The 24,774-nt window shown below is 65.8% G+C and carries 22 protein-coding genes and 1 pseudogene; 12 read left to right on the top strand and 11 right to left on the bottom strand.

What is annotated here, in order from left to right; genetic code table 11:
• Window positions 1–37: 37 nt before the first annotated feature.
• Both XI09_RS38335 and XI09_RS38330 read right to left on the bottom strand, forming a co-directional pair.
• Entirely contained in the window at window positions 38–607 is a 570-nt protein-coding gene (locus XI09_RS38335) for a cysteine hydrolase family protein (protein WP_271571534.1), read from the bottom strand.
• Window positions 608–777: 170 nt separating this feature from the next.
• The gene (locus XI09_RS38330; protein WP_271571533.1) at window positions 778–1,125 is read right to left on the bottom strand and encodes a DUF3088 domain-containing protein; all 348 of its coding nucleotides are present in this window, start codon (window positions 1,123–1,125) and stop codon (window positions 778–780) included.
• Window positions 1,126–1,234: 109 nt separating this feature from the next.
• On the opposite strand from XI09_RS38330, the gene XI09_RS38325 reads away from it, so the two are divergent.
• Window positions 1,235–3,055 (top strand): AMP-dependent synthetase/ligase, encoded by a 1,821-nt coding sequence (locus tag XI09_RS38325; protein ID WP_271571532.1) that lies wholly within the window; start codon window positions 1,235–1,237, stop codon window positions 3,053–3,055.
• Window positions 3,056–3,329: 274 nt separating this feature from the next.
• Entirely contained in the window at window positions 3,330–4,889 is a 1,560-nt protein-coding gene (locus XI09_RS38320) for an oleate hydratase (protein WP_271571531.1), read from the top strand.
• Window positions 4,890–4,893: 4 nt separating this feature from the next.
• Here XI09_RS38320 and XI09_RS38315 read toward each other — a convergent pair whose 3' ends face one another.
• The 6 genes from XI09_RS38315 to XI09_RS38290 all read right to left on the bottom strand — a co-directional run bounded on the left by XI09_RS38315 (window position 4,894) and on the right by XI09_RS38290 (window position 10,342).
• Window positions 4,894–5,472, bottom strand: a complete 579-nt coding sequence (locus XI09_RS38315) for a hypothetical protein (protein ID WP_271571530.1) — start codon at window positions 5,470–5,472, stop codon at window positions 4,894–4,896.
• A gap of 203 nt (window positions 5,473–5,675) precedes the next feature.
• Complete coding sequence (locus XI09_RS38310; protein WP_271571529.1) at window positions 5,676–6,419, bottom strand: CoA transferase; 744 nt, start codon at window positions 6,417–6,419, stop codon at window positions 5,676–5,678.
• Window positions 6,419–7,237 carry a CoA transferase subunit A gene (locus XI09_RS38305; protein ID WP_271571528.1) on the bottom strand — a complete coding sequence of 273 codons (819 nt, stop codon included), beginning with the start codon at window positions 7,235–7,237 and terminating at the stop codon, window positions 6,419–6,421. The genes XI09_RS38310 and XI09_RS38305 overlap by 1 nt, the downstream gene beginning before the upstream one ends.
• Window positions 7,238–7,270: 33 nt before the next feature.
• Window positions 7,271–8,584: a tetratricopeptide repeat protein gene (locus XI09_RS38300; protein WP_271571527.1), complete on the bottom strand. Its 1,314-nt coding sequence runs from the start codon at window positions 8,582–8,584 to the stop codon at window positions 7,271–7,273.
• Between the two features lie 15 nt (window positions 8,585–8,599).
• Window positions 8,600–9,610: an aldo/keto reductase gene (locus XI09_RS38295; protein ID WP_271571526.1), complete on the bottom strand. Its 1,011-nt coding sequence runs from the start codon at window positions 9,608–9,610 to the stop codon at window positions 8,600–8,602.
• A gap of 306 nt (window positions 9,611–9,916) precedes the next feature.
• On the bottom strand, window positions 9,917–10,342 hold the full coding sequence (locus XI09_RS38290) for a PaaI family thioesterase (protein ID WP_271571525.1): 426 nt from the start codon (window positions 10,340–10,342) through the stop codon (window positions 9,917–9,919).
• Between the two features lie 68 nt (window positions 10,343–10,410).
• Here XI09_RS38290 and XI09_RS38285 point away from each other — a divergent pair, with 68 nt between their 5' ends.
• On the top strand, window positions 10,411–11,040 hold the full coding sequence (locus tag XI09_RS38285; RefSeq protein WP_271571524.1) for an NUDIX hydrolase: 630 nt from the start codon (window positions 10,411–10,413) through the stop codon (window positions 11,038–11,040).
• A gap of 56 nt (window positions 11,041–11,096) precedes the next feature.
• On the top strand, window positions 11,097–12,311 hold the full coding sequence (locus tag XI09_RS38280; protein WP_271571523.1) for a hypothetical protein: 1,215 nt from the start codon (window positions 11,097–11,099) through the stop codon (window positions 12,309–12,311).
• A 220-nt stretch (window positions 12,312–12,531) separates the two neighbouring features.
• On the opposite strand, the gene XI09_RS38275 is transcribed toward XI09_RS38280, so the two are convergent.
• A complete protein-coding gene (locus tag XI09_RS38275) occupies window positions 12,532–12,834 on the bottom strand; it encodes a hypothetical protein (RefSeq protein WP_092186570.1) in 303 nt (100 codons plus the stop codon).
• Window positions 12,835–13,029: 195 nt separating this feature from the next.
• On the opposite strand from XI09_RS38275, the gene XI09_RS38270 reads away from it, so the two are divergent.
• The 5 genes from XI09_RS38270 (at window position 13,030) to XI09_RS38250 (ending at window position 18,192) form a co-directional block, all read left to right on the top strand.
• The gene (locus tag XI09_RS38270) at window positions 13,030–13,509 is read left to right on the top strand and encodes a hypothetical protein (protein ID WP_271571522.1); all 480 of its coding nucleotides are present in this window, start codon (window positions 13,030–13,032) and stop codon (window positions 13,507–13,509) included.
• Between the two features lie 193 nt (window positions 13,510–13,702).
• Window positions 13,703–14,650 carry a TAXI family TRAP transporter solute-binding subunit gene (locus XI09_RS38265; protein WP_271571521.1) on the top strand — a complete coding sequence of 316 codons (948 nt, stop codon included), beginning with the start codon at window positions 13,703–13,705 and terminating at the stop codon, window positions 14,648–14,650.
• A 156-nt stretch (window positions 14,651–14,806) separates the two neighbouring features.
• Window positions 14,807–16,918, top strand: a complete 2,112-nt coding sequence (locus tag XI09_RS38260; protein WP_271571520.1) for a TRAP transporter permease — start codon at window positions 14,807–14,809, stop codon at window positions 16,916–16,918.
• Window positions 16,915–17,292 carry a DUF1850 domain-containing protein gene (locus XI09_RS38255; RefSeq protein ID WP_271571519.1) on the top strand — a complete coding sequence of 126 codons (378 nt, stop codon included), beginning with the start codon at window positions 16,915–16,917 and terminating at the stop codon, window positions 17,290–17,292. Before XI09_RS38260 ends, XI09_RS38255 begins: the two co-directional genes overlap by 4 nt.
• A 93-nt stretch (window positions 17,293–17,385) precedes the next feature.
• Window positions 17,386–18,192 (top strand): SDR family NAD(P)-dependent oxidoreductase, encoded by an 807-nt coding sequence (locus tag XI09_RS38250; RefSeq protein WP_271571518.1) that lies wholly within the window; start codon window positions 17,386–17,388, stop codon window positions 18,190–18,192.
• Window positions 18,193–18,295: 103 nt separating this feature from the next.
• Here the strand turns inward: XI09_RS38250 and XI09_RS38245 are convergent, their stop codons facing one another.
• Both XI09_RS38245 and XI09_RS38240 read right to left on the bottom strand, forming a co-directional pair.
• Complete coding sequence (locus XI09_RS38245; RefSeq protein ID WP_271571517.1) at window positions 18,296–19,066, bottom strand: hypothetical protein; 771 nt, start codon at window positions 19,064–19,066, stop codon at window positions 18,296–18,298.
• A 213-nt stretch (window positions 19,067–19,279) separates the two neighbouring features.
• Entirely contained in the window at window positions 19,280–20,857 is a 1,578-nt protein-coding gene (locus XI09_RS38240; protein WP_271571516.1) for a cation:proton antiporter, read from the bottom strand.
• Window positions 20,858–20,927: 70 nt separating this feature from the next.
• On the opposite strand from XI09_RS38240, the gene XI09_RS38235 reads away from it, so the two are divergent.
• The 3 genes and pseudogenes from XI09_RS38235 to XI09_RS38225 all read left to right on the top strand — a co-directional run bounded on the left by XI09_RS38235 (window position 20,928) and on the right by XI09_RS38225 (window position 24,577).
• Entirely contained in the window at window positions 20,928–21,689 is a 762-nt protein-coding gene (locus XI09_RS38235) for a tetratricopeptide repeat protein (protein ID WP_271571515.1), read from the top strand.
• Between the two features lie 181 nt (window positions 21,690–21,870).
• A pseudogene (locus XI09_RS38230) lies at window positions 21,871–22,342 on the top strand (tetratricopeptide repeat protein); the annotation flags it as partial.
• Window positions 22,343–22,666: 324 nt separating this feature from the next.
• Window positions 22,667–24,577 carry a propionyl-CoA synthetase gene (locus XI09_RS38225; RefSeq protein WP_271571514.1) on the top strand — a complete coding sequence of 637 codons (1,911 nt, stop codon included), beginning with the start codon at window positions 22,667–22,669 and terminating at the stop codon, window positions 24,575–24,577.
• The last annotated feature ends 197 nt before the right edge of the window (window positions 24,578–24,774 follow it).

The following is a 24,774-nucleotide window of genomic DNA, read 5'->3' as shown; positions in this document are numbered from 1 at the left end:
TGTTGTCGCATCACCGGCGTTCATCGCACTGCTGCCATCACTTCGCCGCGAATGATGCGATCACGTCATCCGTGGTGACGATGCGCGCGAACTCGTCGTTGAGATTCGACAGCGTCATCGCGTGAATCTCCTCGGCGGAATGCGCATCGCCATCGGGGCCGATCCGGTCGAAGGTCCAGGTCGCATCGCGCACCAGCCGCGTGTCGAAGCCGAGATTGCCGGCCATTCGCGTCGTCGTCTCCACGCAATGGTTGGTGGTGGCGCCGCAAATGACGAGCGTGGTGATGCCGCTTGCGCGCAGGCGCGTCTCGAGGTCCGTGCCGATGAAGGCGCTGTTGACGCGCTTGACGATCACGGGCTCGCCGTCCTGTTCGCGTGCCTCGTCCTTGACGGCGTAGCCGGAACGCGATGGCAGAAACGACGAATTCGGTTTCGTGCCCTCGTGGCGGATATGAAGGATCGGAGCACCGCTCGCCCTGAACGCCCTCAGGAGAGCGGCAATTTGCGCCACCGCATCCGGATTGTTGCGGCGCTTGCCCGCCGCCTCCCATTCGTCGAACGCGCGCTGGACGTCGACGACGATGAGGGCGGAAAGGGGGTTGGTCATAGCGAGCAGCTTTCAGTTCTGTTGCGACGAGTATGCGGACTGCCCTTCGTGGCAGGCAATGCCGATTTTCCCTCGTTTCGAGACGGGACCCGTAGCCCGGATGAGCGAAGCGATATCCGGGGAGGCGGTTCCCGCATATCGCTTCGCTCATCCGGGCTACGAACCTCGTCCTACGGATGCGGATCGGGAAAGCCGTGGCGTTCGGACAGCGCGGCGAGGATCGCGTCCTTGTCGGCGATGAAGGCGCGGCCGCGGTGGCTGCCGGTCTGGTGCCGCGATGTCGCGCCGTCTGCCAGCACGAGCAGCGGCAGCGACTGGTTCTCCGCGCCGACCAGCGCGATCACGGCCTGCCTCGGCTGCGGCCACGCGATGCGCTCGACGTCGAACTTGTCGGCAAGCTGTGGAAACGAGGCGAGCACGCCCTCCATCAGCGCGCAATGCCAGCAATAGAAGCGCCGGCCGGGATAGGCCGGGTCCTCGAAACCCGGGCGTAGCAGAAACAGCAGGTCGCGCGTCATGGATCGCTCCGAAGCATGGCCGCCTTGCTGAGGATCAAGGCGGCGAGGACTGGCCAGCCTAGTGTCGAGCCCCCAGATTCATGGGAATCGACGGTCAGGAAAGGACGCCATGCCGGGGCCGATCAGTCAACCGCAGACGCTCGCTGACGTAAAGACACTGCCGGAGCTGCTGCGCTGGCGCATCAAGGCGACGCCGGCGGCGGAGGCCTATCGCCATTTCGACGCAAATGCGGGACGCTGGGTCAGCCAGTCCTGGCACGAGATCGACGCGGAATTCGAGCTGTGGCGGCGGGCGCTGGCCGCGGAGGATTTTTCGCCCGGCGAGCGCGTTGCCATCCTGATGCCGAATGGCATTCCGCACATCGCGATGGACCAGGCGGCGCTGTCGCGCGGTCTCGTGCCGGTGCCGATGCATGCGGTCGACAATCCCGACAGCATCGCCTACATCCTGGCCGATTCCGGCGCGCTGCTGCTGTTCGTCGATACGCTGGAGCGTTGGCAGGCGATCGTGGCCACCGGTCAGCCGCTCGATGCGCTCAAGCGCATCGTCTGCACTGAGATGACCGGGCCGGTGCCGGCCGATGCACGCATCGTCGCGCTCGACCAATGGCTTGCGTCCGCACCTGGTGCGGCTGCGCCATTGCCCGACGTCGCGGTGAAGCCGGACGATCTTGCCGCCATCGTCTACACCTCGGGCACGACCGGGCGGCCGAAGGGCGTGATGCTGTCGCATGACAACGTCGTCGCCAATGTGAAGGCGATCGCGCGTCGCATCGCGGCGTCGCCGGACGACGTCTTCCTGTCCTTCCTGCCGCTCTCGCACACTTTCGAGCGCACCGGAGGCTATTACTATCCGATCGCGGCCGGCGCCTGCGTCGCCTATGCGCGCTCGGTGCCGCAGCTCGGGGACGACCTCAAGCATGTGCGGCCGACGGTGCTGATCTCGGTGCCGCGGATCTATGAGCGCGTCCATGCGCTGATCATGCAGCATCGCGCATCGGCCGGAAGCATCGAGCGGGCGCTGCTCGACCTCACGATTGCCGTCGGCGGCCGGCGTTTCGATGCGCGGCAGGGACGCGGCGCACTCTCGCTGTTCGACCGGCTGGCCTGGCCGCTGTTGAAGCGGCTCGTCGCCGACAAGGTGCTGGCGCAGCTCGGCGGCCGGTTGCGCGTCGCGGTCTCCGGCGGTGCGCCGATCGCCGAGCCCGTCATTCGCCTGTTTCTCGCACTCGGGCTCGACATCCTTCAGGGCTACGGCATGACCGAGACTTCGCCGGTGGTCTCCGTCAACACCCCCGAGGACAACGATCCGCACTCGGTCGGCCACGTGCTCGACGGCATCGAGGTCAGGTTAGGCGAGAACGACGAGCTGCTGGTGCGCGGTCCGAGCGTGATGCTCGGCTACTGGCACAAACCCGAGGAGACGCGCCGCGTGAAGGAGGCCGATGGCTGGCTGCACACCGGCGATCAGGCCCGCATCGAGAACCGGCGCATCACCATCACCGGCCGCATCAAGGATATCCTCGTGACGTCCACCGGCGAGAAGATCGCGCCGGTGGATCTCGAGACCGCGATCCTGGCCGATCCCCTGTTCGAGCAGGCGCTGGTGGTCGGCGAGCAGCGCCCGTTCCTCACCGCGCTGGTCGTGCTCAATGCAAAAGCCTGGGTGCAGGAGAAGGAAAGGCTCGCTGCGAGCGGCAAGCGAGGCGGCGCGGCGGAGCGGGCCGCCCTGCTTGCCAGAATCGCGGCGGCGGTGAAGGCCTATCCGTCCTACGCGACGCCGCGCGCGGTGTGGTGGACGCTGGACCCCTGGACCATTGCTGCCGGCCTGCTGACGCCGACCTTGAAGAACAAGCGCCCCGCGCTCGAACACCGCTTCGCCGACGAGATCGCGCAGATCTATGCGAAGAAGCCGGCAAGTGCGTCCTGAGCTCGCGTCTTCCTGCTTGGAGCGCGAAGTTTCCACAGCGTCATGGCCGGGCTTGTCCCGGCCATCCACGCGCTGCTCCGTGGCGCGAAGAACGTGGATGCCCGGGACAGGCCCGGGCATGACGACGTCTTGTGAATGTCCATGCCGATATCGGAAGAGAGAGCGCTCACGTCCTCTTGAACGCCGCTTCCGCCGCGCTTGATCCAGCGCAACTTCGGCCACCGGCCCCCATGCAATCTCGCCGCGGGAATTCGAATTGCAATCGAGGCAAGTCATGAAGGCGTATTTCATCGGTGGTGGCATCGGATCGCTCGCGGGCGCGGCGTTCCTGGTTCGCGACGCGCAGCTGCAGGGACGCGACATCGTGATCTACGAGGCGCAGCCGCTGCTCGGCGGCAGCCTCGACGGCGCGCTGCTCGCGAACGGCGCCTATTCGCTGCGCGGCGGGCGCATGCTCACCACCGATCACTACGAATGCACCTGGGACCTGCTGTCGTGCATCCCCTCGCTCGAACGTCCGGGCCTGAGCGTGCGGGACGAGACCGTCGCGTTCAACGAGGAGAACCCGGCGCATTCGCAGGCGCGGCTGGTCGACCGCAACCGCTTCAAGATCGACGTCTCCCACATGGGCTTCTCCGCGCGCGACCGGCTCGAGCTGCTGCGGCTCACCGAGGCCTCGGAGGAGACCCTCGGCAACAGCCGCATCACAGACTGGCTGTCGCCAAAATTCTTCGAGTCCAATTTCTGGTACATGTGGCAGACCACTTTCGCCTTCCAGCCCTGGCACAGCGCGGTCGAGCTGAAGCGCTATCTGCACCGCTTCATGAACGAATTCCCGCGCATCGAGACCCTCGCCGGCGTCAAGCGTACCGTCTACAACCAGTATGACGCGATCGTGCGGCCGCTTGCCGACTGGCTGAAGCGGCAGGGCGTGCAGTTCGTGCGCGGCACCCGCGTCACCGACATGACGCTCGAAGACGAGGCCGGACGCGTGCGCGTGCGCCAGCTCGTGCTCGATCGCGACGGCCGCGCCGCCAACGTCCGCCTCGAGGACGGCGATCTCGTGTTCTTCCAGAACGGCTCGATGACGGATGCCTCGAGCCTGGGCACCATGACCGAGCCGCCGCCGCACCTGACCAAGGCCGACAGCCAGGGCTGGGCGCTGTGGGAGACGATCGCGCAGGGACGTCCCGAATTCGGCAATCCGTCCGCGTTCAACAGCTCGATCCCGGAATCGTACTGGCTGTCCTTCACGGTCACCTGCCGCGATCCGCGCTTTTTCGACAGGATGGAAGCGTTCTCGGGCAACAGGGCCGGCACCGGCGGGCTGGTGACGTTCAGGGATTCCAACTGGCTGATGTCGGCGGTGCTGTATCATCAGCCGCATTTCGTCGGTCAGCCGAAGGACGTCCAGGTGTTCTGGGGCTATGCGCTGCATCCGGACCGCGTCGGCAATTTCGTCGGGAGGCCGATGTCCGATTGCGGCGGCGCCGACATCCTGAACGAGCTGTGCGGACACCTGAATTTCGATCGCGATGTGTTCGAGAATGCGATCTGCGTTCCCTGCCGCATGCCCTACATCACCAGCATGTTCATGCCGCGCAACGTGACCGATCGGCCGCTGCCGGTGCCCAGGAATTCGGTCAACCTCGCCTTCGTCAGCCAGTTTGTCGAAATCCCCGACGATGTCGTGTTCACCGTCGAATATTCGGTGCGCGCGGCGCAGATGGCGGTCTATCAGCTCATGAAGATCGACCGCCCGGTGCCGCCGGTGACCCGCCACGACAAGTCGCTCGCGGTGATCTTCGCGACCCTGGAGAAGGCGTTCGCGTGAAGGTCTACTTGAACGGATCCTGGATCGACGGCGACGACTGCCTGATGCGGCGCACGCTCACCGGCGTGCCGTCGGAGACGAACAGGAGTTCGTACTTCCGGCCCTCGCTGTCGGTTGCGGAGCAGGTGACGTCAGTCACCTTCCGGGCGGCGAAATTGCCGGTCTGGCGGCAGATTCCGGTGGAGGTCTGCTCCGCCGGCACCGGCAGGCCGTCGACCTTGGGCCGGTCCTTGGAATTGAGCAGCATGCGGTCGATCGGCAGCTCGTAGGAGTTGTCGTCGGCCCGCTTGCCGTTCTCGCCGGAGAACGATACGACGTGGTTCGCATCAGTGGGGTCGTCGACGGCGACGGCAAAATTGACCCGCCCCTTGTCGCCATGGGCGTAGGCCACCGTCTTGCAGGCAAGGGTACGCCCCGCGACCTTGAGCGTCTTGCAGTGGCCGGACATCAGCGCCAGCAGATCGATGAAGGCGCTCTGCTGCACCGGCGGATTGTTGACGGGAATCGGCCTGGAAGAGTCGGCAAAACAAGGACTTGCGAGGGCAACGAACGCTGCTGCGAGGGCCGATCGGCAGAGGCGCATCGTGGGGCTCATATGCCAGGGGACCGCGGAAAAGTTCCGTTCAATAACCATCGAACCGCAAATTGGTTGCGATCCCGTTTGTGTCACCAAGCCCGACTGGAATACCACCGCGCCACCCATCGGCGATTCGCCCAAAATCGCCCAACCGTCCCGGCAGGCACTTGCCGTCAGGCCGGTGTTTTTTTCGTGGCAGAGCCGAAGGATCACGCCGCCTGCTTCATCGTCCTTGCAAAGGCCGGGTAAGTCTCGGCGAGTTCGTCGAAAATCCGGCCGCGCAACAATGCCAGGGTTGCGGTATCGGGCCGCGCGGTTTCCCGCACCACCTCCGGTTCTTCATAGGTGAAGCCGGTATTTTCCCTGACGTCGGCCGGCGTGAAGGGCGGGTGCACCGAGCGTAGCGCAAAGCCGCCTGCCTCGCGGTCGAAGTCGAACAGCGCCATGTTGGTCAGGAGCGCGTATGGCCCGCCGCGGCGAGCGACCCCCGGTGTGATCGCCCGGGCGCTGACGAAATCGACCTTCGGCACGAACACGCGCGGGGTGTGCTCCTCGCGAAACAGGATCACGCGCGGAATGAGATGGTAGAGATAGGCCGAGCCGAACGAGCCGGGCCAGCGCACATCGGTCTTCGGGTAATCGCCGGTGCCGACGAGGTTGATGTTGCCCGCGCCGTCGATCTGGCCACCGCCGAGGAAGAAGGCGTCGACCCTTCCTTGCGCGGCGCAGTCGAACAACTCGATGCCGCCATTGGTGAAGAAATTATGCGCCTGCGATCCCAGGATCGAGATGCGTACCGGCGGCTTGCCGTCGCGTTCGTTGCGTGCGCGCAGCAGCATCGCACCGGCCGCGGGGATCGGCGACGATGCGCCGACCGCGACGTGACGGATGCCGTCGAGCAGGTCGGCGATGGTGGCGATCAGGATTTCGCGCCGTTCGCGTTCCGATGACATCAGGCCACCTGCTTGCGATGCGTCAGGAAGCCGGAGAGATAGGCACGAAAGCCTTCTTCGCTGCGTGCCATCGCCGCATAGCGCGCGATCTCGGCTTCGTCCGCCGGATATTCGTCCCAGAGGGCCAGCGGCCAGGCGCCGCGCACGGCAACCGCGATGGCGTCGACATAGAGCGAGGGTAGCACACCGGCGGCGGAGTCTTCCGTCTCCAGCAGATTGCGATCGACGATGCGCTCCACGGTGACCAGCGTGCGTTTTGCGGCATAGGCGAGGCCGGCAAGCTCGCGGTGGCGGCCGATCCGGACATTGCCGGCGCGGTCGGCCTCGGGCGCGTGAAACAGCGCGACATCGGGAGAGATCGCGGGCACCACGACCACCTTGCGTGCTTCGCCGACGGGACTGTCGATCACCTGCCAGTCCGGCCGCACCTTGAGCAGGTCGCTGCCGATGATGCCGGCGATCGGCATGAACGGCACGCCCTTTTGCGCCGCGAGGAGGCCGGCGTAGATCGCAGGGCAGGTGGAGTCGCGTAACGCAAACGCGCTGCTCTTGACGCCCGCGGTGAAGCGTGGCGCGGCGCCGGCTTCACCGAGCGACACCGCGCTGGTCTCGAGCGAGGCGACGGCGCCGGCCCCGATCAGGAGATCGGCCTGGAGGCCCGAGATCGGCACGCAGATCAGCTTGAGATCGCGAATGCCGGCTTCGAGCAGTGCCGCGGTCGCGGCAATCGCGACGCCGGAGCCGTCGACGGGAACTGCCAGCGATTGCCCCGATGTCACGCGCGCGACAAGCGCCTCCAGCGCAACGATCTCGGTCATGGGCGTCCTCCGCTTTGTTTTTCTTATCCTGCCTCAAGCCATCGCCGCCTGCCAGCGCGTATCGCGCAGGGAGGGGCGGCGATGCAGGCGGGCGTCGAGCATGCTGCGGGCGCGCGGCAGCTCGCCGCCGCGCATGAGGGCGACAATAAAAGTATCCTCGATCAGCTCGCGCTGGGCGTGGCTGCCGCCGATGCGGACGACGTCGGTGAGCACGGGCGCGAGCGTCCGCACGCAGGCCGCATAGTCCTCGTCCGCAAAGGCAGCCAGCGCGCGGCAGATCGCCGGCACCACGGGGCCGGCCGGCAGCTTGCCCTCGGCGACCCGCTGCTCGATCACGGCAAGGCGTGCGGCGAGCGCGCCGCGGTTTTGCGTTGCGGCGGCGAACAGCGCCATGTGGACGTCGGCGAACGGCAGGCTCGATTTCGGAAACAGCTTTTGCGCGGCGGCGTCGGCATCAAGCCAGAGTGCCTTCGGCACGGCGTGGCCGTAAGCGGACAGGCGCCAGAGCAGCGAGGCGCCGTCGGTGATGACGTTGAGCGGCGGCGCCTGCGTGGCGGAGGGCTGGAGCACGTCGGCATAGATCGCGAGTGCGCGTGCCGCATCGCCATGCTCCAGCGCGCCGAGCGCCTGATGCCAGCGGATGTGGCCGTGCAGGATTCCGGCGCGGTCGTAGGTCGGAATCCACGCGTCGACGAGACGGTCGGCCGCCTCGATCGAGCCGTCCTCGAACAGCGCATGCAGCACGGCGTGTGCGGCGTGGGCATTCTGCAGGCGCAGGGCGAAGCCGCGCTCGGTGATGCCGCGGCCGCGGGCGACGTCGCCGTTCTCGGTCATCGCCCAGCCGGACATGGTGAGGAACCACCAGTCCTCGCCATAATGCCGCGCGACGCGCTCGCACAGCTCATGCCGTGCGCGGTCGTGATCGGCCATGCCGGAGAAGGCGAACAGGCCGAACGCGCCGAGCGGCAGCGACAGCACCACGGCATCGCGCGGCCATGTCTCGACGTGTTTCAGCGTCGCCGCAATCGCCTCGGGCAGCCGCCCCTCGATCGCGAGCGCCAGGGTCTCGACATGCGAGCGCTCACGCTCCGTGCCGCGTTTCGCCGCGAGCTCGCGCGCACGTGCCGCCTTCTGCCGCGCGAGGTCGCCCTGCTGGTAGAAGGCATGCACGCGGGCGCGGGCGATGAGGGGAAGCGCAAAGTCCGGATCGGCGGCGATGGCGCGCTCCAGCGTCTCTGCGGTGCCGGTCCAGCCCGCCAGCATGAGGTCGACGCCGTCGCGATAGGCGGATGCCGCGGCATCGGATGCGGTGGAAAGCGGCAGGCCGTAGCGGTCTTCATGCGCCATCGTCACCTCCCGCTCTTATGCCGTCCGCGCGCGGCGGCCTTCGATCGGATAGGCCGGGTCGTTGTAGCCCGGTGTCGAGGGATGGCCCGGCGTCACCAGGCGGTCGATCAGGGCTTCGTCCTCGCTGGTGAAGCGATAGTCGAGCGCGCGAATATAGTCGTCCCACTGCTCCTCGGTGCGGGGGCCGGCGATGATGGAGGTCACGAAAGCGGAGTTCAGCACCCAGGCGACCGCGAACTGGCCGGCGGTGATGCCTTTCGTCTCGGCGTGGCTCTTGATCTCCTGCGCGAGCTGGAGCGACTCCGGCCGCCATTCCGTCTGCATCATGCGGGTGTCGTTGCGTCCCGCGCGCGTCTCCTTGTCCGGGGCTGCATCCGGCTTGTACTTGCCGGTCAGCACGCCGCGCGCCAGGGGACTGTAGGGCACGATGCCGAGGCCGTAATAGGAGCAGGCCGGAAAGTGCTCGACCTCCGGCATGCGGTTCATCGCGTTGTAATAGGGCTGGCTCACCGCGGGCCGGTCGATGCCGAGCCGGTCGCAGATGTTGCAGATCTCGGCGACGCGCCAGGCGCGATAGTTCGAGACGCCGAAATAGCGCACCTTGCCTGATCGGATCAGATCGCCCATCGCGCGCACCGTCTCCTCCAGCGGCGTCGCATGGTCCTCCTTGTGCAGATAGTAGATGTCGATGTGGTCGGTGCCGAGCCGCTTCAGGCTTTCGTCGGCGGCCTGCAGCACCCAGCGCCGCGACAGGCCGACCCGGTTGGGGTCGTCCCCCATGGGATTGGCGAGCTTGGTCGCGAGCACCCAGCCATGGCGGTTGTTACCGATCGCGCGGCCCACCACCTCTTCGGATCCGCCCTTCGAATAGGCGTCCGCGGTGTCGATGAAATTGATCCCGGCCTCGTGGGCTTTCGCGATGATCCGCTTTGATGCGGCCTCATCGGTCGGCCCGCCGAACATCATGGTGCCCAGACAGATCGGCGAGACTTTCAGGCCAGTGCGGCCGAGCTGGCGGTATTGCATGGGCTGCTTCCTCAACGCTGTCGAAGCCGGCAGCATAGCCATCCCGCGCCGTCATTGCGAGCGCAGCGAAGCAATCCAGAGATGCGTCCGCGGAACGCGTCTGGATTGCTTCGCTGCGCTCGCAATGACGAGGTTGGGGACGCTGCTTGCCACACTCTCAACTGTCATCGCCCGACTTGATCGGGCGATCCAGTACTCCGAGACAGCTGTGGTTCAATCGAGAAGCCGCGGCGTACTGGATTCCCCGCCTGCGCGGGGAATGACAGCGGTGGGTGTGGTCGGCAGCGTCGGCCTGACCGGCCGTGCCTACGCCGGCCCCTTCAAGATCTTGAACACGCCGTTGGCCATCACGATGCAGCGGCCCTCGACGGTGACTTCGGTGCTCATGAAGATGAGGCTGCGCGTCGAGCGCACCACGCGCGGGCGTGAGATCAGGATGTCGCCGATCTGGCCGGCCTCGACGAAATGGGTGTCGAGCTGCACCGTCGCCATGAACTCCTTGCCGGAGACGTAGCGGGCGGTCATGCCGCAGGTGCGGTCGGCGAACGTCATCATCACGCCGCCCTGGACCATGCCGCGGCGGTTGTGATGCTTGTCCTCGGTGGCGAGTGCGAATTCGTAGTGGCCGTCGACCTTGCGCTCCCACAAGGGGCCGATCAGATGCATGAAGCCCGTGGTCTCGAGGATGGTCCAGCCCTCCGATTTCAGCCTTGCGGCGGCCTTGTTGGTCATCTCGTCGTCCATTCCTCTGCGGGCCTTGCGATCTCATTTCATCGGGGGCGGACGTGGTGTAGTCAAGCATGATGAGACCGTTCGACGATGCCACACGGCGGAATATCGCGGCCGCATGCGCGGCCTTCACGCGGCTGCCGGAAGATGGCGCGGCGCCGGCGCTGAAGCGCGCCGCGGTGGCGGTCGCGCTGACCGCGGCGGGCAAGGGGGACGACACCGCGTTCCTGCTCACGCTCCGCGCATCGCATCTGCGCGCCCATCGCGGCCAATGGGCCCTGCCGGGTGGACGCTGCGATGCCGGCGAGACGCCGGTCGAGGCGGCGCTGCGCGAGCTCGACGAGGAGCTCGGCCTTCGCCTCACCAGCGCGGAGGTGCTCGGCACGCTCGACGATTATCCAACCCGCTCCGGCTATCTGATCACACCGGTGGTGGTCTGGGCCACGGACAGCGCCGCGATCCGTCCGAACCCGGACGAGGTCGCCTCCGTTCATCGCATCGCGCTTGCCACGATCGAGCGCGACGACGCCTTCGACTTCGTTGCGATCCCCGAGAGCGCGCGCCGCGTCATCCGCTTCCATCATCAGGCGAGCCTGATCCACGCGCCGACGGCGGCGCTGATCTACCAGTTCCGCGAGGTGCTGGCGGGGCGGCAGACCCGCGTGACCGAGCTGGAACAGCCGGTGTTCGCCTGGAAGTGACGATGGTAAACGGCGCGTTAACGTGACGGTTACCGGATGCCTGTTAAGAGGGCGGCATGCATCATTCGATTCGAAAGAGCCTTGCGCTGGTTCCATTCGCGCTCGTCCTGCTCGCGCCCGCCGCGCGTGGCGGCGCGTCCGATGCGCTGCCGCCCGCCGTCCGCGATGCCAAAGCCCAGCTCCTGTCGCAGTTTTTTGCGCAAGGCGGGGCATCGCCCGCCGTGCTCGAATATCGCCGCAAGCTCGGGGAATATCAGGCCGCGCGCGCGGCCTTCGACGAGGAAGCCGGCGCCTATTGGAGCCAGATCTCCGAGAAGCGGAAGACCCGCAATGCCAAGCGGCGCAGCGGGCAGCAGATCACGCTCGACGATTACGTGCTGGAGCACCCGCCGCTCTATAACGGGCCGAAGCGGCCGGTGAATCCGGAGCCGGAGGAAACGCCGGAGCGCCCGACCAAAAAGCCGATACCGGTCGTCGCCGATTTGCTGCGCGCGGCGCAGGAGCTCTACCAGTTCACGCCGCAGCGTCCGTCCAGCGAGGTCGAGTTCAAGCGCGCCTATGCGCGCTATGCGCTCGCCTCGGGCCTGACGCGCGAGCAGGCGGTGCGGGTCTATTCGTTCGAGACTGGCGGCACCGGCAGTTACGACGTGCAGGCGGGCATCGAGCATGGCGGCAAGCGCGCGATCTCGACCGCGATGGGCTACAACCAGCTCCTGACCACCAACAGCGTCGAACTGCTGGCCGAGCAGGGTCATGAATTCATTCGCGTGCTCTCCGACAAGGTGGCGCGGGTCTCCGGGCCGGCGCGCCAGTCGCTCGAGCACAAGCTCGTCGTGCTGAAGAAAATGGTAGCGCATGCCAAGTCGGTGCCGGACACCTGGTCGGAGCACGAGAAGATCGGCAACACCGCGCAGGGCTGGGCGATGCATGCCATGGTGCTCGACATCGACGTCGGGCCGATGCTCCAGACCCACAAGCTGCTGACGTCGGTGCTGTTCGCGCGCGCCAAGGGCTACACCCGTCCGCTCAGCGCGGCCGAGCTCGAGATGATGAACCTCACCGGCGACGGCACCGGGCTCGACATGGTGACGATGCCGCAGACGATGCGCGAGCAGGTGCCGACCTCGAACTTCTTTCAGCGCGGCGGCTACGAGCGCAACCCGGTCGCGATCCGCCACAACACGGTGGCGAAGCTGCTCGCGGTGACGGATACGCGGATGGACAGCAACAGCAACAATGCCGGCGCGCGGGAATTGGCGGGGGCGTTTTAGTCGTAGGTGAGCTGACGGTTGCGCTTTAAAGGTGTCGTCCCGGCCTAGTGCGCAATTGCACACGGGGGCCGGGACCCATAGCCACAGGATGTGGTTTGGCGAAGATTAGTCGTTCGGTACTCCTACCGTGCGCAACCGTTAGATCACGCGGTATGGGTCCCGGCCTTCGCCGGGACGACACCGGGTATGTGGCGCGGGCTTCGCCCCCGCCGCGCCGGGCCTACTGATCCGGCCCGAACTTGAACTTGCCGTCGCCTTCCAGATACGGGCCGCTGCGCATGTAGAGCTGGCCGTTGTGGCCGATGAAGAACAGCGTGCCCTTCGGCACCTTCTTGGCGCCCTTCAGCAGCTCGCCGGCATTGCTGGTGCCCATCTTGTAGGAATAGGTCTTGCCTTCCTTGTCATAGGCGTAGCCCATGTCGGGCTTGAGCTCCCAGGGTGTCGCCTCGGCCTGTGCCAATGCGGGTGCTGTGAATGCGCCGAGCGCGGCTGCGATTGCAAATGCCTTCGTTGAAAATGCCATGATCCCATCCTCCCCATCGTCGGGGCACCCGGCTTGAACAAATCACGAACGGTATTGCCGGGTCAATTCGCGAAAGCGCCGCGGCGCATCACGTCTTGCCCAGCAGTTTGTGATTTTCCCTTCGTCCCCTCGCGACTATGTTCCGCTTTCCGTCTAGAACGCAACTCGACAAAATTATTGGTAGGGATGATTCGGATGCGCCACGTGACTAAATTTTGCTGGGCTGCTGCATTGTCGCTGACGGCGCTGGCGCCGGCCGCCCGGGCCGACGATTACCAGCTCAGCCACAACCAGCGGATTTCGTGCAGCCGCGGCCTTGCCCCGGGCAAGCTGAACACGGCGACCTGCAAATCCTACACCTATCTCTTCAACACCAAGACCTCGGAATATTTCCGCTGCCAGGTCTCGCTGGCGCTGACCCGGGACAACAAGGAAGTCATCAACGTCCAGACCGACGGCGGTTGCACCAAGAAGCCGCGCATCTTCGAGACCGACGGCCATTACGACTTCGACGCCACCGAGACCGAGCCGCCGAACACCAATTCGTTCTTCGGTCCCGGCGGCTACTCGATCTGGGCGGCCGACGTCACCGCGCAGAAGGTGCGCGGCTGCATCACCATCTCCTCCGGCCTCGGCTCCGACATCTCCAAGTGCCTGGACATGACGTTCCAGTGAGCTGACCGCGCGCTCGAACCCGATGCGTTCGGGCGCGCCGCGATCCGGCTGCGCCACCTCGCCGCACCCGCCGGGTTCCCCAAAAGTTGAGCCGGAACGGCCGTTTACCGCAGTCCTGTTTTGCCTATTGGATGGGTTGACCCGCTCCCCTCATCCGGCCAATTTCCCCGCCGGTTTGGGGAGTACAGAAATCATGAAACGGACGATTTTCGGCGTGGCCGCGGCTCTTGCTCTGGCGGCGTCGGCGCCTTGCGCGCATGCGCAATCCTTCATCAACGTGCTGACCGGAGGCACCTCGGGCGTCTATTATCCGCTCGGGGTCGCGATCGGGAAGATCTACGGCGACAAGATTCCGAACGTGAAGACGCAGGTGCAGGCCACCAAGGCGTCGGTCGAGAATCTGATCCTGCTCCAGCAGGGCCGTGGCGAGCTGGCGTTCACGCTGGGCGATTCGCTCAAGGCCGCCTGGGACGGCGAAGAGGAAGCGGGCTTCAAGTCCAAGCTCGACAAGCTCAGGACCATCGGCGCGATCTATCCGAACTACATCCAGATCGTCGCGACCACCGAGAGCGGCATCAAGACGCTGGCGGACCTCAAGGGCAAGAGCCTGTCGGTCGGCGCGCCCAAGTCGGGCACCGAGCTGAACTCGCGCGCGATCCTCAGCGCGGCCGGCATGAGCTACAAGGACCTCGGCAAGGTGGAGTACCTGCCGTTCGCCGAATCCGTCGACCTCATGAAGAACCGCCAGTTGGGTGCGACGCTGCAATCGGCTGGGCTCGGTGTTGCCTCGCTGAAGGATCTCTCGACCTCGAGCCCGATCACGGTGGTGTCGGTGCCGAAGGAAACCGTCGACAAGATCGGCCCGCCCTTCATCGCGGCGACCATCCCGGCCAACACCTATACGGGCCAGGACAAGGACGTGCCGACCGCGGCCGTGGTCAACTATCTCGTGACCAGCTCCGCCGTCTCAGACGACCTCGCCTATCAAATGACAAAACTGGTCTACGAGTCGCTGCCGGAATTGCAGAATGCCCACGCGGCCGGCAAGGAGATCAAGCTCGAGACGGCCGCCACCGGCAGCCCGGTTCCGCTGCACCCCGGCGCGATCCGCTATTACAAGGAAAAGGGGCTGATCAAGTAATTAGCTTCATCAATCGGCGTCATGCCCGGGCTTGTCCCGGGCATCCACGTTCTTAGAGGCACTGTAAGCCGTGGATGGCCGGGACAAGCCCGGCCATGACGTGTGCGGCGGCGGTGCCGGTGTTATGATTGCCTCGCGGGGCTGAGGACGAATTAGATGCTGGAAAAGGCAGAGGGCTCCGCAGAGCCCATCAAGGTCGAGTTCGACAATTTCGAGCACGGTTTCCCGGAGGGCTTCGGCCCGGGCTGGTGGGGCCGTCTCGCCTACTGGATCGGCATCGCCTTTGCGACCTTCCAGCTCTATGTCGCCGCCTTCAACTATCTGCCGAGCCAGGTGGTGCGCGGCGTCCATGTCGGCTTCCTCGTTCTCCTCACCTTCGGTCTGATCGGCAATTTCACCGCCAGGAGCGATGTCGGCCGCGCGCTCGGCTGGGTGATCGGCGGCGCCGGCTTCTTCTGCGGCCTCTATCAGTGGATCTTCTATGCCGATTTGATCGCGCGCGATGGCGATCCGACCAGGCTCGATCTCGCCGTCGGTACGCTGCTCGCGGTGCTGATCTTCGAGGGCACGCGGCGGCTGATGGGCGCGGCGCTGCCGCTGATGTGCGGCGCGTGCCTGCTCTACTGGTTCTTCGGCCAGTATCTGCCATCGCCGCTCAACCATCGCGGCTATGATTTCGACCAGATCGTCACGCATCTGTCGTTCGGCACCGAAGGCTTTTACGGCGTGCCGATCTACGTCTCGGCGACCTATATCTTCCTGTTCATCCTGTTCGGCTCGTTCCTCGAGCGCGCCGGCATGATCCAGCTCTTCACCGACGTCTCGCTCGGCCTGTTCGGCCGCACCCGCGGCGGACCTGCCAAGGTCGCGGTGTTCGCCTCGGGCATGATGGGCACGATCTCGGGCTCGGGTGTCGCCAACGTCGTCACCGTCGGCCAGTTCACGATTCCCTTGATGATCAAGTTCGGCTATCGCCGCGCCTTTGCCGCCGGCGTCGAGGCCACGGCGTCGATGGGCGGGCAGATCATGCCGCCGGTGATGGGCGCGGTCGCCTTCATCATGGCGGAGACGCTCGGCGTCCAGTACTCGGAAATCGTGAAAGCGGCGGCGATCCCGGCCATCCTCTACTTCGCATCCGCGTTCTGGATGGTGCATCTGGAAGCCGGCAAGCACGGCCTTGTCGGCATGAAGCGCTCGGAGATCCCGAGCGCCTGGAAGGCGCTGGTGACGCGCTGGTACCTCGTGCTGCCGCTCGCCGCGCTGGTCTACATGCTGTTCGAAGGCTTTACGCCGCTCTATGCCGGCAGCATGGGCCTCGCGCTCACGGTGACGCTGATCCTGGGCGCCAGCATCACGGCTGGTGCGTCCTCCATGGTGATCCGCACCATCTTCTGGGTCGGGCTCGCGCTCGTCGTCGCGGCGCTGTCGCGCGACGGCCTTCAGATCGTGCCGGTCGCGAGCGTCGTCGCCGGGCTGATCGTGATCACCGCTTTCATCCGCGGCGGGTTCAAGGCCCTGCGCGAGTGCCGCGACGCGCTGGCCGAGAGCGCCAAGTCCGCCATCACCGTCGGCATGGCGTGCGCCATCGTCGGCGTCATCATCGGCATGATGTCGCAGACCGGTGTCGGCACCATCTTCGGCGGCTGGGTGATCGGGCTCGGGGAGAAGAGCCTGTTCCTGGCGCTGATCATGACGATGCTGCTGTCGATCCTGCTCGGCACCGGCATTCCGACCATCCCGACCTACATCATCACCGCCGCGCTCGCGGCGCCCGCGCTGGCGAAACTCGGCGTGCCCCTGATCGCCAGCCACATGTTCGCGTTCTACTACGGCATCATGGCCGACCTCTCGCCGCCGGTGGCGCTCGCCGCGCTCGCGGCCGCGCCGATCGCGAAGGAAAATCCGGACAAGATCGGCTGGGAGGCGATGCGCATCGCGCTCGCCGGCTATGTCATCCCCTTCATCTTCGTCTATTCGCCGGCCTTGATGCTCCAGGCCGGCGATCCCATGGCGGCCAAGCTCGGCTTCTACGGCGCGGTCGCGCTCGCGACCTTCAAGGCACTGATGGCGATCGGCCTGTTTGGCATGGTGGCGATCGGCTTCCTGTTCACGCGGCTGACATTCGTCGAACGCCTGGTCGCGCTCGGTGCCGCGTTCTGCCTGCTCGGCGACTTCCCGTTCAGCGACACCGCGGGCTTCGTGCTCTCTGCCGCGCTGGTGCTGTGGCAGTGGCGGCAGCGCCCGCCGGCAACAGTCGAGGCGGTGTGAGCCTCTGCTTCGCCACAGCGTCGGGCGTGAAGGCGCTGGCGCTGTCCGCCTTCACGCTGGTGTGGACGCATTCGATCGAAAAGGTCGACTGGCAGGAAGACTGGCGCGTCACGCCTGATGGTCTCGAACTGGTGCAGGCGCGGGTCAAGGGCACCGGCGCCGGCATGGAGCCGCCGCCCGAGGCGCGGCTCGTCGATGGCTGGTTTCAATGGCAGCCGAAGCGTGCGCCGATGCGGGAGGTCGTGCTCGGCAATTCCGGCGCGGCCGGGGAATGGCGGCTCTGCCATGAGGGCGCGTGCCGGACGCTGTCGGAGATTGTCGGGCATCCCATAGGTGCTAACGTTACGACGATGAAAGTGTGCAACGATCCGTAGCCCGGATGAGCGCAGCGATATCCGGGAAACAGCGGCCCCGGATATCGCTTCGCTCATCCGGGCTACAATCAACAACAACACGGGAGACACGCGATGGATCGGCTCAAGGGCAAGGTTGCGATGGTGGTGGGGGCCGGCTCGATCGGACCGGGCTGGGGCAACGGCAAGGCCACCGCGGTGACCTTTGCGCGCGAGGGTGCGCAGGTGTTCTGCGTCGACCGCAACGGCACTGCTGCCGAGGAGACCGCGAAGATCATCAAGGACGAAGGCGGCAAGGCGACCGCGTTCACCGCCGATGTCTCGCGGTCAGCCGAGATCGAGACGATGGTCGCGGCGTGCCTGAAAGCCTATGGCCGCATCGACGTGCTCGACAACAATGTCGGCATCGCCGAGATGGGCAGCGTGGTCGAGGTGACCGAGGAGAGCTGGGACCGCGTCTTCAGCGTCAACCTCAAGAGCGCCTATTTCGCCATGAAGCACGTCATCCCCGTGATGGTGAAGCAGGGCGGCGGCTCGATCATCAACATCTCCTCGATCGCCTCGATCCGCCACATGGGCATCTCCTACGTCACCTACGGCACCTCGAAGGCGGCGATGAACCAGATGACGCGCACCACCGCGATCGAGTTCGCGCGACATCATGTGCGCGTGAACGCGATCCTGCCCGGCCTGATGAAGACGCCGATGGTCGAACATTCCGCCGGCCTTGCCGCCAGCTACGCCAAGGGCGACGTGGAGGCGATGTGGCGCGCGCGCGATGCGCAAGTGCCGATGGGCCACATGGGCGATGCCTGGGACGTGGCGAATGCCGCGCTGTTCCTGGCGTCGGACGAGTCGAAATATGTGACGGGGATCGAGCTGATCGTGGACGGCGGGATCACGTGCAAGGCGGGGGCGTAGCTCCAATCTCCGCCGTCGTCCCGGATCGGCGCTCCACTCCAGTCAACGCTGCGCGTTGTCTGGAGCTGCGCTTGTCCGGGACGACAGCGGAGTATTGGGTTGCTCACTGCGCCAGCGCCAGAATCCCGCCGGCGAACGCGTGCCATGCCGCGGTTTCGCTGATCGGCCAGTTCAGCACCTTCACCGCCAGCATCGCGAGCGTGCCGTAGATGTAGACCGGATGCACGCGGCCCTCGGCGCGCCAGTCGCGCACCATGGCGACGACGAGCAACAGAGAGGCCACTACGGCCGGCGCGATGGTCACCGGCACCGGCGGCGGGCCGGGCGGTCCGGGAGGAGCGAGGAAGGTCAGAAACCAGCGCGCGATCGCGGCGTCGAGGATCGAGACCGCGGCGAGCAGCATCAGGCGCTTGTGAACTTCCGGCCTGCGCGTGTTCACGATGCCGAGCACGAACACCACCGCAAAGAACGCGATGCCGCTCATCGGCACGATCGAGAAGGCGATGCTGGCCTCTTTCTGCCCGAGTGCGGCGGAGTGCTGCATCACGTGCACGGAGGCGAGGAAGCCGAAGATCGTCATCGCGGTCGCGAGCGAAACGCCGACGATGCCGATCGCACGGTGATTGACCACGCGGCCTGAGGCCGCGAGCCAGGTCTGGATCACGAAATAGAGAGACCAGGTGAAGAACAAGAGGCCATGAAAATGAATCACGGGGCTTGCGGAAAACGTCCGGTGGACGAGCGGCACCCAATAGGTCGGCGCGAAGCCGAGAAAAGCGGTCGCCGCGCAGGCCAGGGCCATGTGGAGATAAAAATATCGTGCAGGCGACGCATCACGCGCGCGGACACGACGGTCGTCGGTCAGGGTCGTCATCTGGAGTGAGTCTGCGGAGGGGGCGTTTGGTTCAACGCCCCGCTGTCGTCCCGGACAAGCGCGCCCCAAGCGCGCGCAGATCCGGGATCCATAACCACAGGTAGCAGTTGGTTGCTAAGCGGTAACTCCGAGTCGTCGTAACCACATCCGCCTGTGGTTATGGGTCCCGGCCTTCGCCGGGACGACACCGAGTTTGTGGATGCATCGAGAGTCTCATCCTCCCGCGCTCAATTCTGCGCGATCGAGTTCCTCCTCGAGGCGGTGAAAGGCGTCGTCGCCGATCACTTCGGTGGCGCGCAGGTCGAAGATCGATTTGCGCGCAGCTTCGATGGCGCGGCGGCGCAGGGGATCGGCGGGCAATTCGCCATTGGCGATGCCGCCGTTCGGATCGTGATCCGCCTGCATCAGGATGGCGCGATATTCGAGCCTCAGGATCTCCGCCTCCTCCGACGGGTCGCTTTCGATCGCATCGAGGGCCGCGCGATAGGCCACAGTGCGGCCGCGCGCGACCTCGGCGCCGACGGGATCGTCGTCCGTGAGGCCGAAGGCCAGGATCAGCGGCCGCAGCGTCAGACCCTGGATCACCAGCGAACCGAGCACGACGGCAAAGGCGATGAAGACGATGAAGTCGCGATAGGGAAAGTTCTCCGGCAGGGCAAAGGCGGTGGCAAGCGTGACGAGGCCGCGCATGCCGCACCAGGAGATGATGAGGCCGCCCTTCGGCGAGGCCACCTGCTTCGGATCCTTCGGGTGGTAGAGCCCGTGCGCGATCAGCACGCGCAGCGTTGTCCGGTAGAACGTCACCCAGAACAGCCGCACCAGGACCACCGTAAGCAGGATCCAGGCCGCCGCCACGCAATATTCCCAGCGCACATCCGCGTCCAACCGCGTCCAGATCGGCCGCATCTGCATGCCGATCAGCATGAACGCCAGCACGTTGAGCACGAACACCATCGTCTCCCACACCGCATAGGACGGCACCCGCAGCCGTGCCGGCATCCGCGCCGGTGCGGTGCGCGCGATGGTGATGGCATAGACCACGATGGTGAGGATGCCGGAGAGGCCGAGATGTTCGGCGGCGATCCAGATCATGAAGGTGGTGGCGAATTGCACGATGATCGCGCTCGGGGCTTCCGTCACGCGCTCCATGATGGGCGGGATGAGGCGGGCTGCGAGAAGGCCGGCGAGGACGCTGCCGACCAGCGCCAGCGCCATCGTCGGCGCGACCTGGCTCCACGTCAGATGCTCGGTGGCGACCGCGCCGACGGCGATGCGATAGATCAGCAGCGAGGTTGCGTCGTTGAGCAGGCTTTCGCCCTCCAGCACCTTCACCATGCGGTGGGGCAGCTTGACCTGGCTCAGGATCGCGACCGCAGCCGCGGCGTCCGGCGGCGCCACGATGGCGCCGAGCGCAACCGCGGCGGCCCAGGGCATGTCAGGCATCAGCCGGTGCGCGACGTAGGCGACGCCGGCCGTGGTCAGGCCGACCGCGGCCACCACGAGGGTCGAGACTGGAACCCAGTTGTTGCGCAGATCCCGCAGCGAGGTGTCGAAGGCCGCATCCAGCAGCACCGGTGCGACAAAAAGTGCCAATGCCAGGTCCGGCTCCAGCGCCCAGGTCGGGCTCGACGGCACGAAGGCGATCAGCGCGCCGCCGATGGCGAGAAAGGTCGGGTAGGGGACCTTGATCCGCCGCGCCAGCGCCGATAAGGCAACAGCGCCGAGCAGCAGCGCGATGATCCATTCGAATGTCGACACGACGATCCCCGAAACCGAGTTGAGCGGCGCCACAAGCTAACACCAATCCGGCCGTATGCTGGATAGTAGGGCCTCAAGGCAAGCCTTTCCGACTGCAAGGACCATGCGTTCTCTTCTCATTCAATTGTCCGGTGCCGTACTGCTCTGCGCGCTCCCGCTCGGCATGGCTCTGGCGGCGACCGGCGGCGAGCCGGTCGCCGTCACACAGGTCGACATCGCGCCATGCCTCACGGCTGCCGCTGGGGACGACCTGGACAAGGCCAATTCCGCCTGCGCAGACGTGATCGACAATGAGAAGACGGCGAAGGGGGACCTGATCAAGGCGCTCGTGGCGCGCGGCGCGCTTTACGCGCGGCATGATCAGGTCGACCGCGCGATTGCCGACGACAGCCGCGCTCTTGTGCTCGATCCCACGCTCGCGGATGTCTTCAACGCGCGGGGCGAGCTGTGGCTGAAGAAAGGCGACAAACCCAAGGCAGTGCAGGATTTCGGGGCTGCGCTGAAGATCGATCCGAACCACGAGAAGGCCAAGGCCAATCACAAGGCGATGGCGCGCGAGCTCGAGCGGATCGGCGCGCAGATGGCAGTCGCGGGCAAGCCCAGCTTCAATTGCGCCCGCGCGACCCGCGCCGTGGAGAAGGCGATCTGCGGAAATCGCGAGCTCGCCGATCTCGACCGGGAGATCTTTGCATCGCATGCCCGCGTGATCCGCGAGGCGCGCAATGCGGGCGAGGCCAAGGCGCTCCAGCGCGAGCAGGAAGACTTCATTGCCCGCCGCAACGCAGGGTTTGGGCGGCCGGGCTATGATCTCAAAAAAGCGATGCAGCAGCGGCTGCAGCGGCTGAACGGGGTGGACGGCTACTAGAGCGTTTTCGAGCGAAGTGGATACCGGTTCGCATGAGGAAAACGCGTCAAACAAGGATCAAGAGCATGATCGGACTGACCATGCTCTTGCCGTTCCGCCAACGATCCGTCCTGCCGGCGTCTACTGCAGCATTGTCGAGCGCGATGTCGAGGCGCTGCCCGGCGGCTCCGGGATTGTAGGGCCGAACTTCTTCACCAACCGCGGCGATTCCTATCAGCTCAAGGGCGAGCTCGGAGCGGCGTTGAGCGATTATGAAGCCGCGCTGAGGCTCGACCCGAATTTCGCGCAGACCTACAACAACCGCGGCCAACGGCCGGCGCACCATGATCGCGGAGATCGCGAAATTCGGCGATGAGCCGCGGCGTCCGCTCGCGGCGAATTCCGGCAACGGTCCCTCGTTTGATTGCGCGACTGCAAAGCGCGAGGTCGAGAAGGTGATCTGCGCCGATCCGCAGCTGGGCGTGCTCGACCGCCAGATCGCCGAGACCTACGAGCGCGTGCTGAAATCCGCGAGCAAGCGTTCGGCCGGCGATCTGCGCCGTACCCAGCGCGATTTCCTCACCACCCGCAACGCCAGCTTTGGCCGGCCCGGCTATGATCTGAGGAAGGTCATGCAGGAGCGGTTGCAGCGGCTGAACGCGATGGACAGCTAGTCGCTCTTCGCCTCTCCCCGCTTGCGGGGAGAGGCCGGAATTTGCGTGGCAAATTCCAGGTGAGGGGGAGCCTCCGCGAATCCGACTCTTACGGTGTCTGCGGAAAGAGCCCCTCACCCCAACCCTCTCAGCGCGAGCGAAGCTCGTCGCGGCCCCGTAAGAACGGGGAGAGGGAGAAGATCGGTCCTTTTCAGCTTGAACCGCGGCCCGTTCCCGGGAAAATAGCCCCCAAACAACGCTGGCAATTGATCCTGGTCATGGCGGGACGGCTGTCCTGTCGTCAGGTCAAGGCCAGGCGAATAAAGGGAAACGGGAGCGCGGGAAATGAACATCCAGGGCAAGAGCAGCTATCACGAGGTCCATGCACGCTCGCTGGCTGATCCCCAGGGCTTCTGGGCCGAGGCGGCCAAGGAGATCGACTGGATCGAGCCGCCGACGACGATTTTCGATGCCTCGCAAGGAACCTACGGCCGCTGGTTCACCGGCGGCGTAGTCAACACCTGCTACAACGCGCTCGACCGCCATGTCGAACGCGGCCGCGCCGACCAGGTCGCGCTAATCCATGATTCGCCGCTGACGAAGTCGATCACCAAACTCACCTATGCCGAGCTGCTGAACGAGGTGCAGGCGCTCGGCGCCATCATGCAGGATTTCGGCGTCGCCAAGGGCGACCGCGTCATCCTTTACATGCCGATGGTGCCGGAGGCGGTGGTTGCGATGCTCGCCTGCGCGCGCATCGGCGCGGTGCATTCCGTCGTGTTCGGCGGCTTTGCCGCGAAGGAGCTCGCCACCCGCATCGACGACGCACAGCCGAAGCTGATCCTGTCGGCGAGCTGCGGCATCGAGCCCGGCCGCATCGTGCAGTATAAGCCGCTGCTCGACGAGGCGATCAGGCTTGCCGGCAGCAAGCCGAAGGCCTGCATCGTGCTGCAACGTCCGCAGCTCACCTGTGACCTGACGCCGGGCCGCGACTACGATTGGGCCAGCCTGCGCCGCAAGGCGATCAACGACGGCAAGAAGGCGGCCTGCGTGCCGGTCGCCGCGACTGATCCGCTCTACATCCTCTACACCTCGGGCACCACGGGCATTCCCAAGGGCGTGGTGCGCGACAATGGCGGCCATCTGGTCGCGGTGAAATGGTCGATGTTCAACCTCTATGGCGTCAAGCCGGGCGAGGTCTGGTGGTGCGGCTCCGACATCGGCTGGGTGGTCGGCCACAGCTACATCATCTACGGCCCGCTGCTGCATGGCGCGACCTCGATCATGTATGAGGGCAAGCCGGTCGGCACGCCCGATGCCGGCGCATTCTGGCGCGTCATCTCCGAGCACAAGGCGGTGGCGCTGTTCACCGCGCCGACCGCATTCCGCGCCATCCGCAAGGAGGACCCGGACGGCAAGTTCATCCGGCAATACGACCTCTCGACATTCCGCACCCTGTTCCTCGCCGGCGAGCGTGCTGATCCGCCGACGGTGGAATGGGCGGAGCAGCAGCTGAAGGTGCCTGTCATCGACCATTGGTGGCAGACCGAGACCGGCTGGTGCATCGCCGGTAATCCGGTCGGCCTCGGCATGCTGCCGGTGAAGCACGGCTCGCCGACAGTGCCGATGCCGGGCTACCAGGTCGACGTGGTCGATGAAGCGGCCAAGCCCGTCGGTCCCAACAAGATGGGCTCGATCGTCATCAAGCTGCCGATGCCGCCGGGCTGCCTGCCGACGCTGTGGAATCAGGATTCGCGCTTCAAGGAGGCTTACCTCAGCGAGTTCCCCGGCTATTACAAAACCTCGGACGCCGGCTACAAGGACGAGGACGGCTATGTCTGGGTGATGGGCCGCACCGACGACATCATCAATGTTGCCGGCCATCGGCTGTCCACCGGCGGCATGGAGGAGATCCTTGCCTCGCATCCCGACGTCGCCGAATGCGCCGTGCTCGGCGTCAAGGACGCGATCAAGGGCGAGGTGCCCTGCGGCTTCCTGGTGCTCAAGGCCGGCGTGAAGCGTGCACCCAGCGAGATCGAGAAGGAGATCATCGCGCTGGTGCGTGACAAGCTCGGCCCCGTCGCCGCCTTCAAGCTCGCCATCACCGTCGGCCGCCTGCCGAAGACGCGCTCCGGCAAGATTTTGCGCGGCACCATCAAGAAGATTGCCGACGGCGAGTCCTGGACCATGCCCGCGACGATCGAGGACCCCAAGGTGCTGGACGAGATCGGGGAAGCGCTGAAGGGGAGGGTGTGAGGCGAAGCATTGCGCCGGTGAGAGGCGACGCTGCCTCACCACTCTCCGCTGTCATCGCCCGCGCAGGCGGGCGATCCAGTAATCTGCGGCCGGAGTTGTGACCCAATGTTCGCCGCGGCGTACTGGATTCCCCGCCTTCGCGGGGAATGACAGCGAGCGGGGAACGGTGTCCGGGGACTTACAATCTCCTCATTCCG

Source organism: Bradyrhizobium sp. CCBAU 11386, assembly GCF_028128955.1.
GTDB lineage: Bacteria > Pseudomonadota > Alphaproteobacteria > Rhizobiales > Xanthobacteraceae > Bradyrhizobium.
The sequence above is the reverse complement of the archived record's forward strand: the minus strand, read 5'-3'. Positions and strand labels throughout refer to the sequence as shown.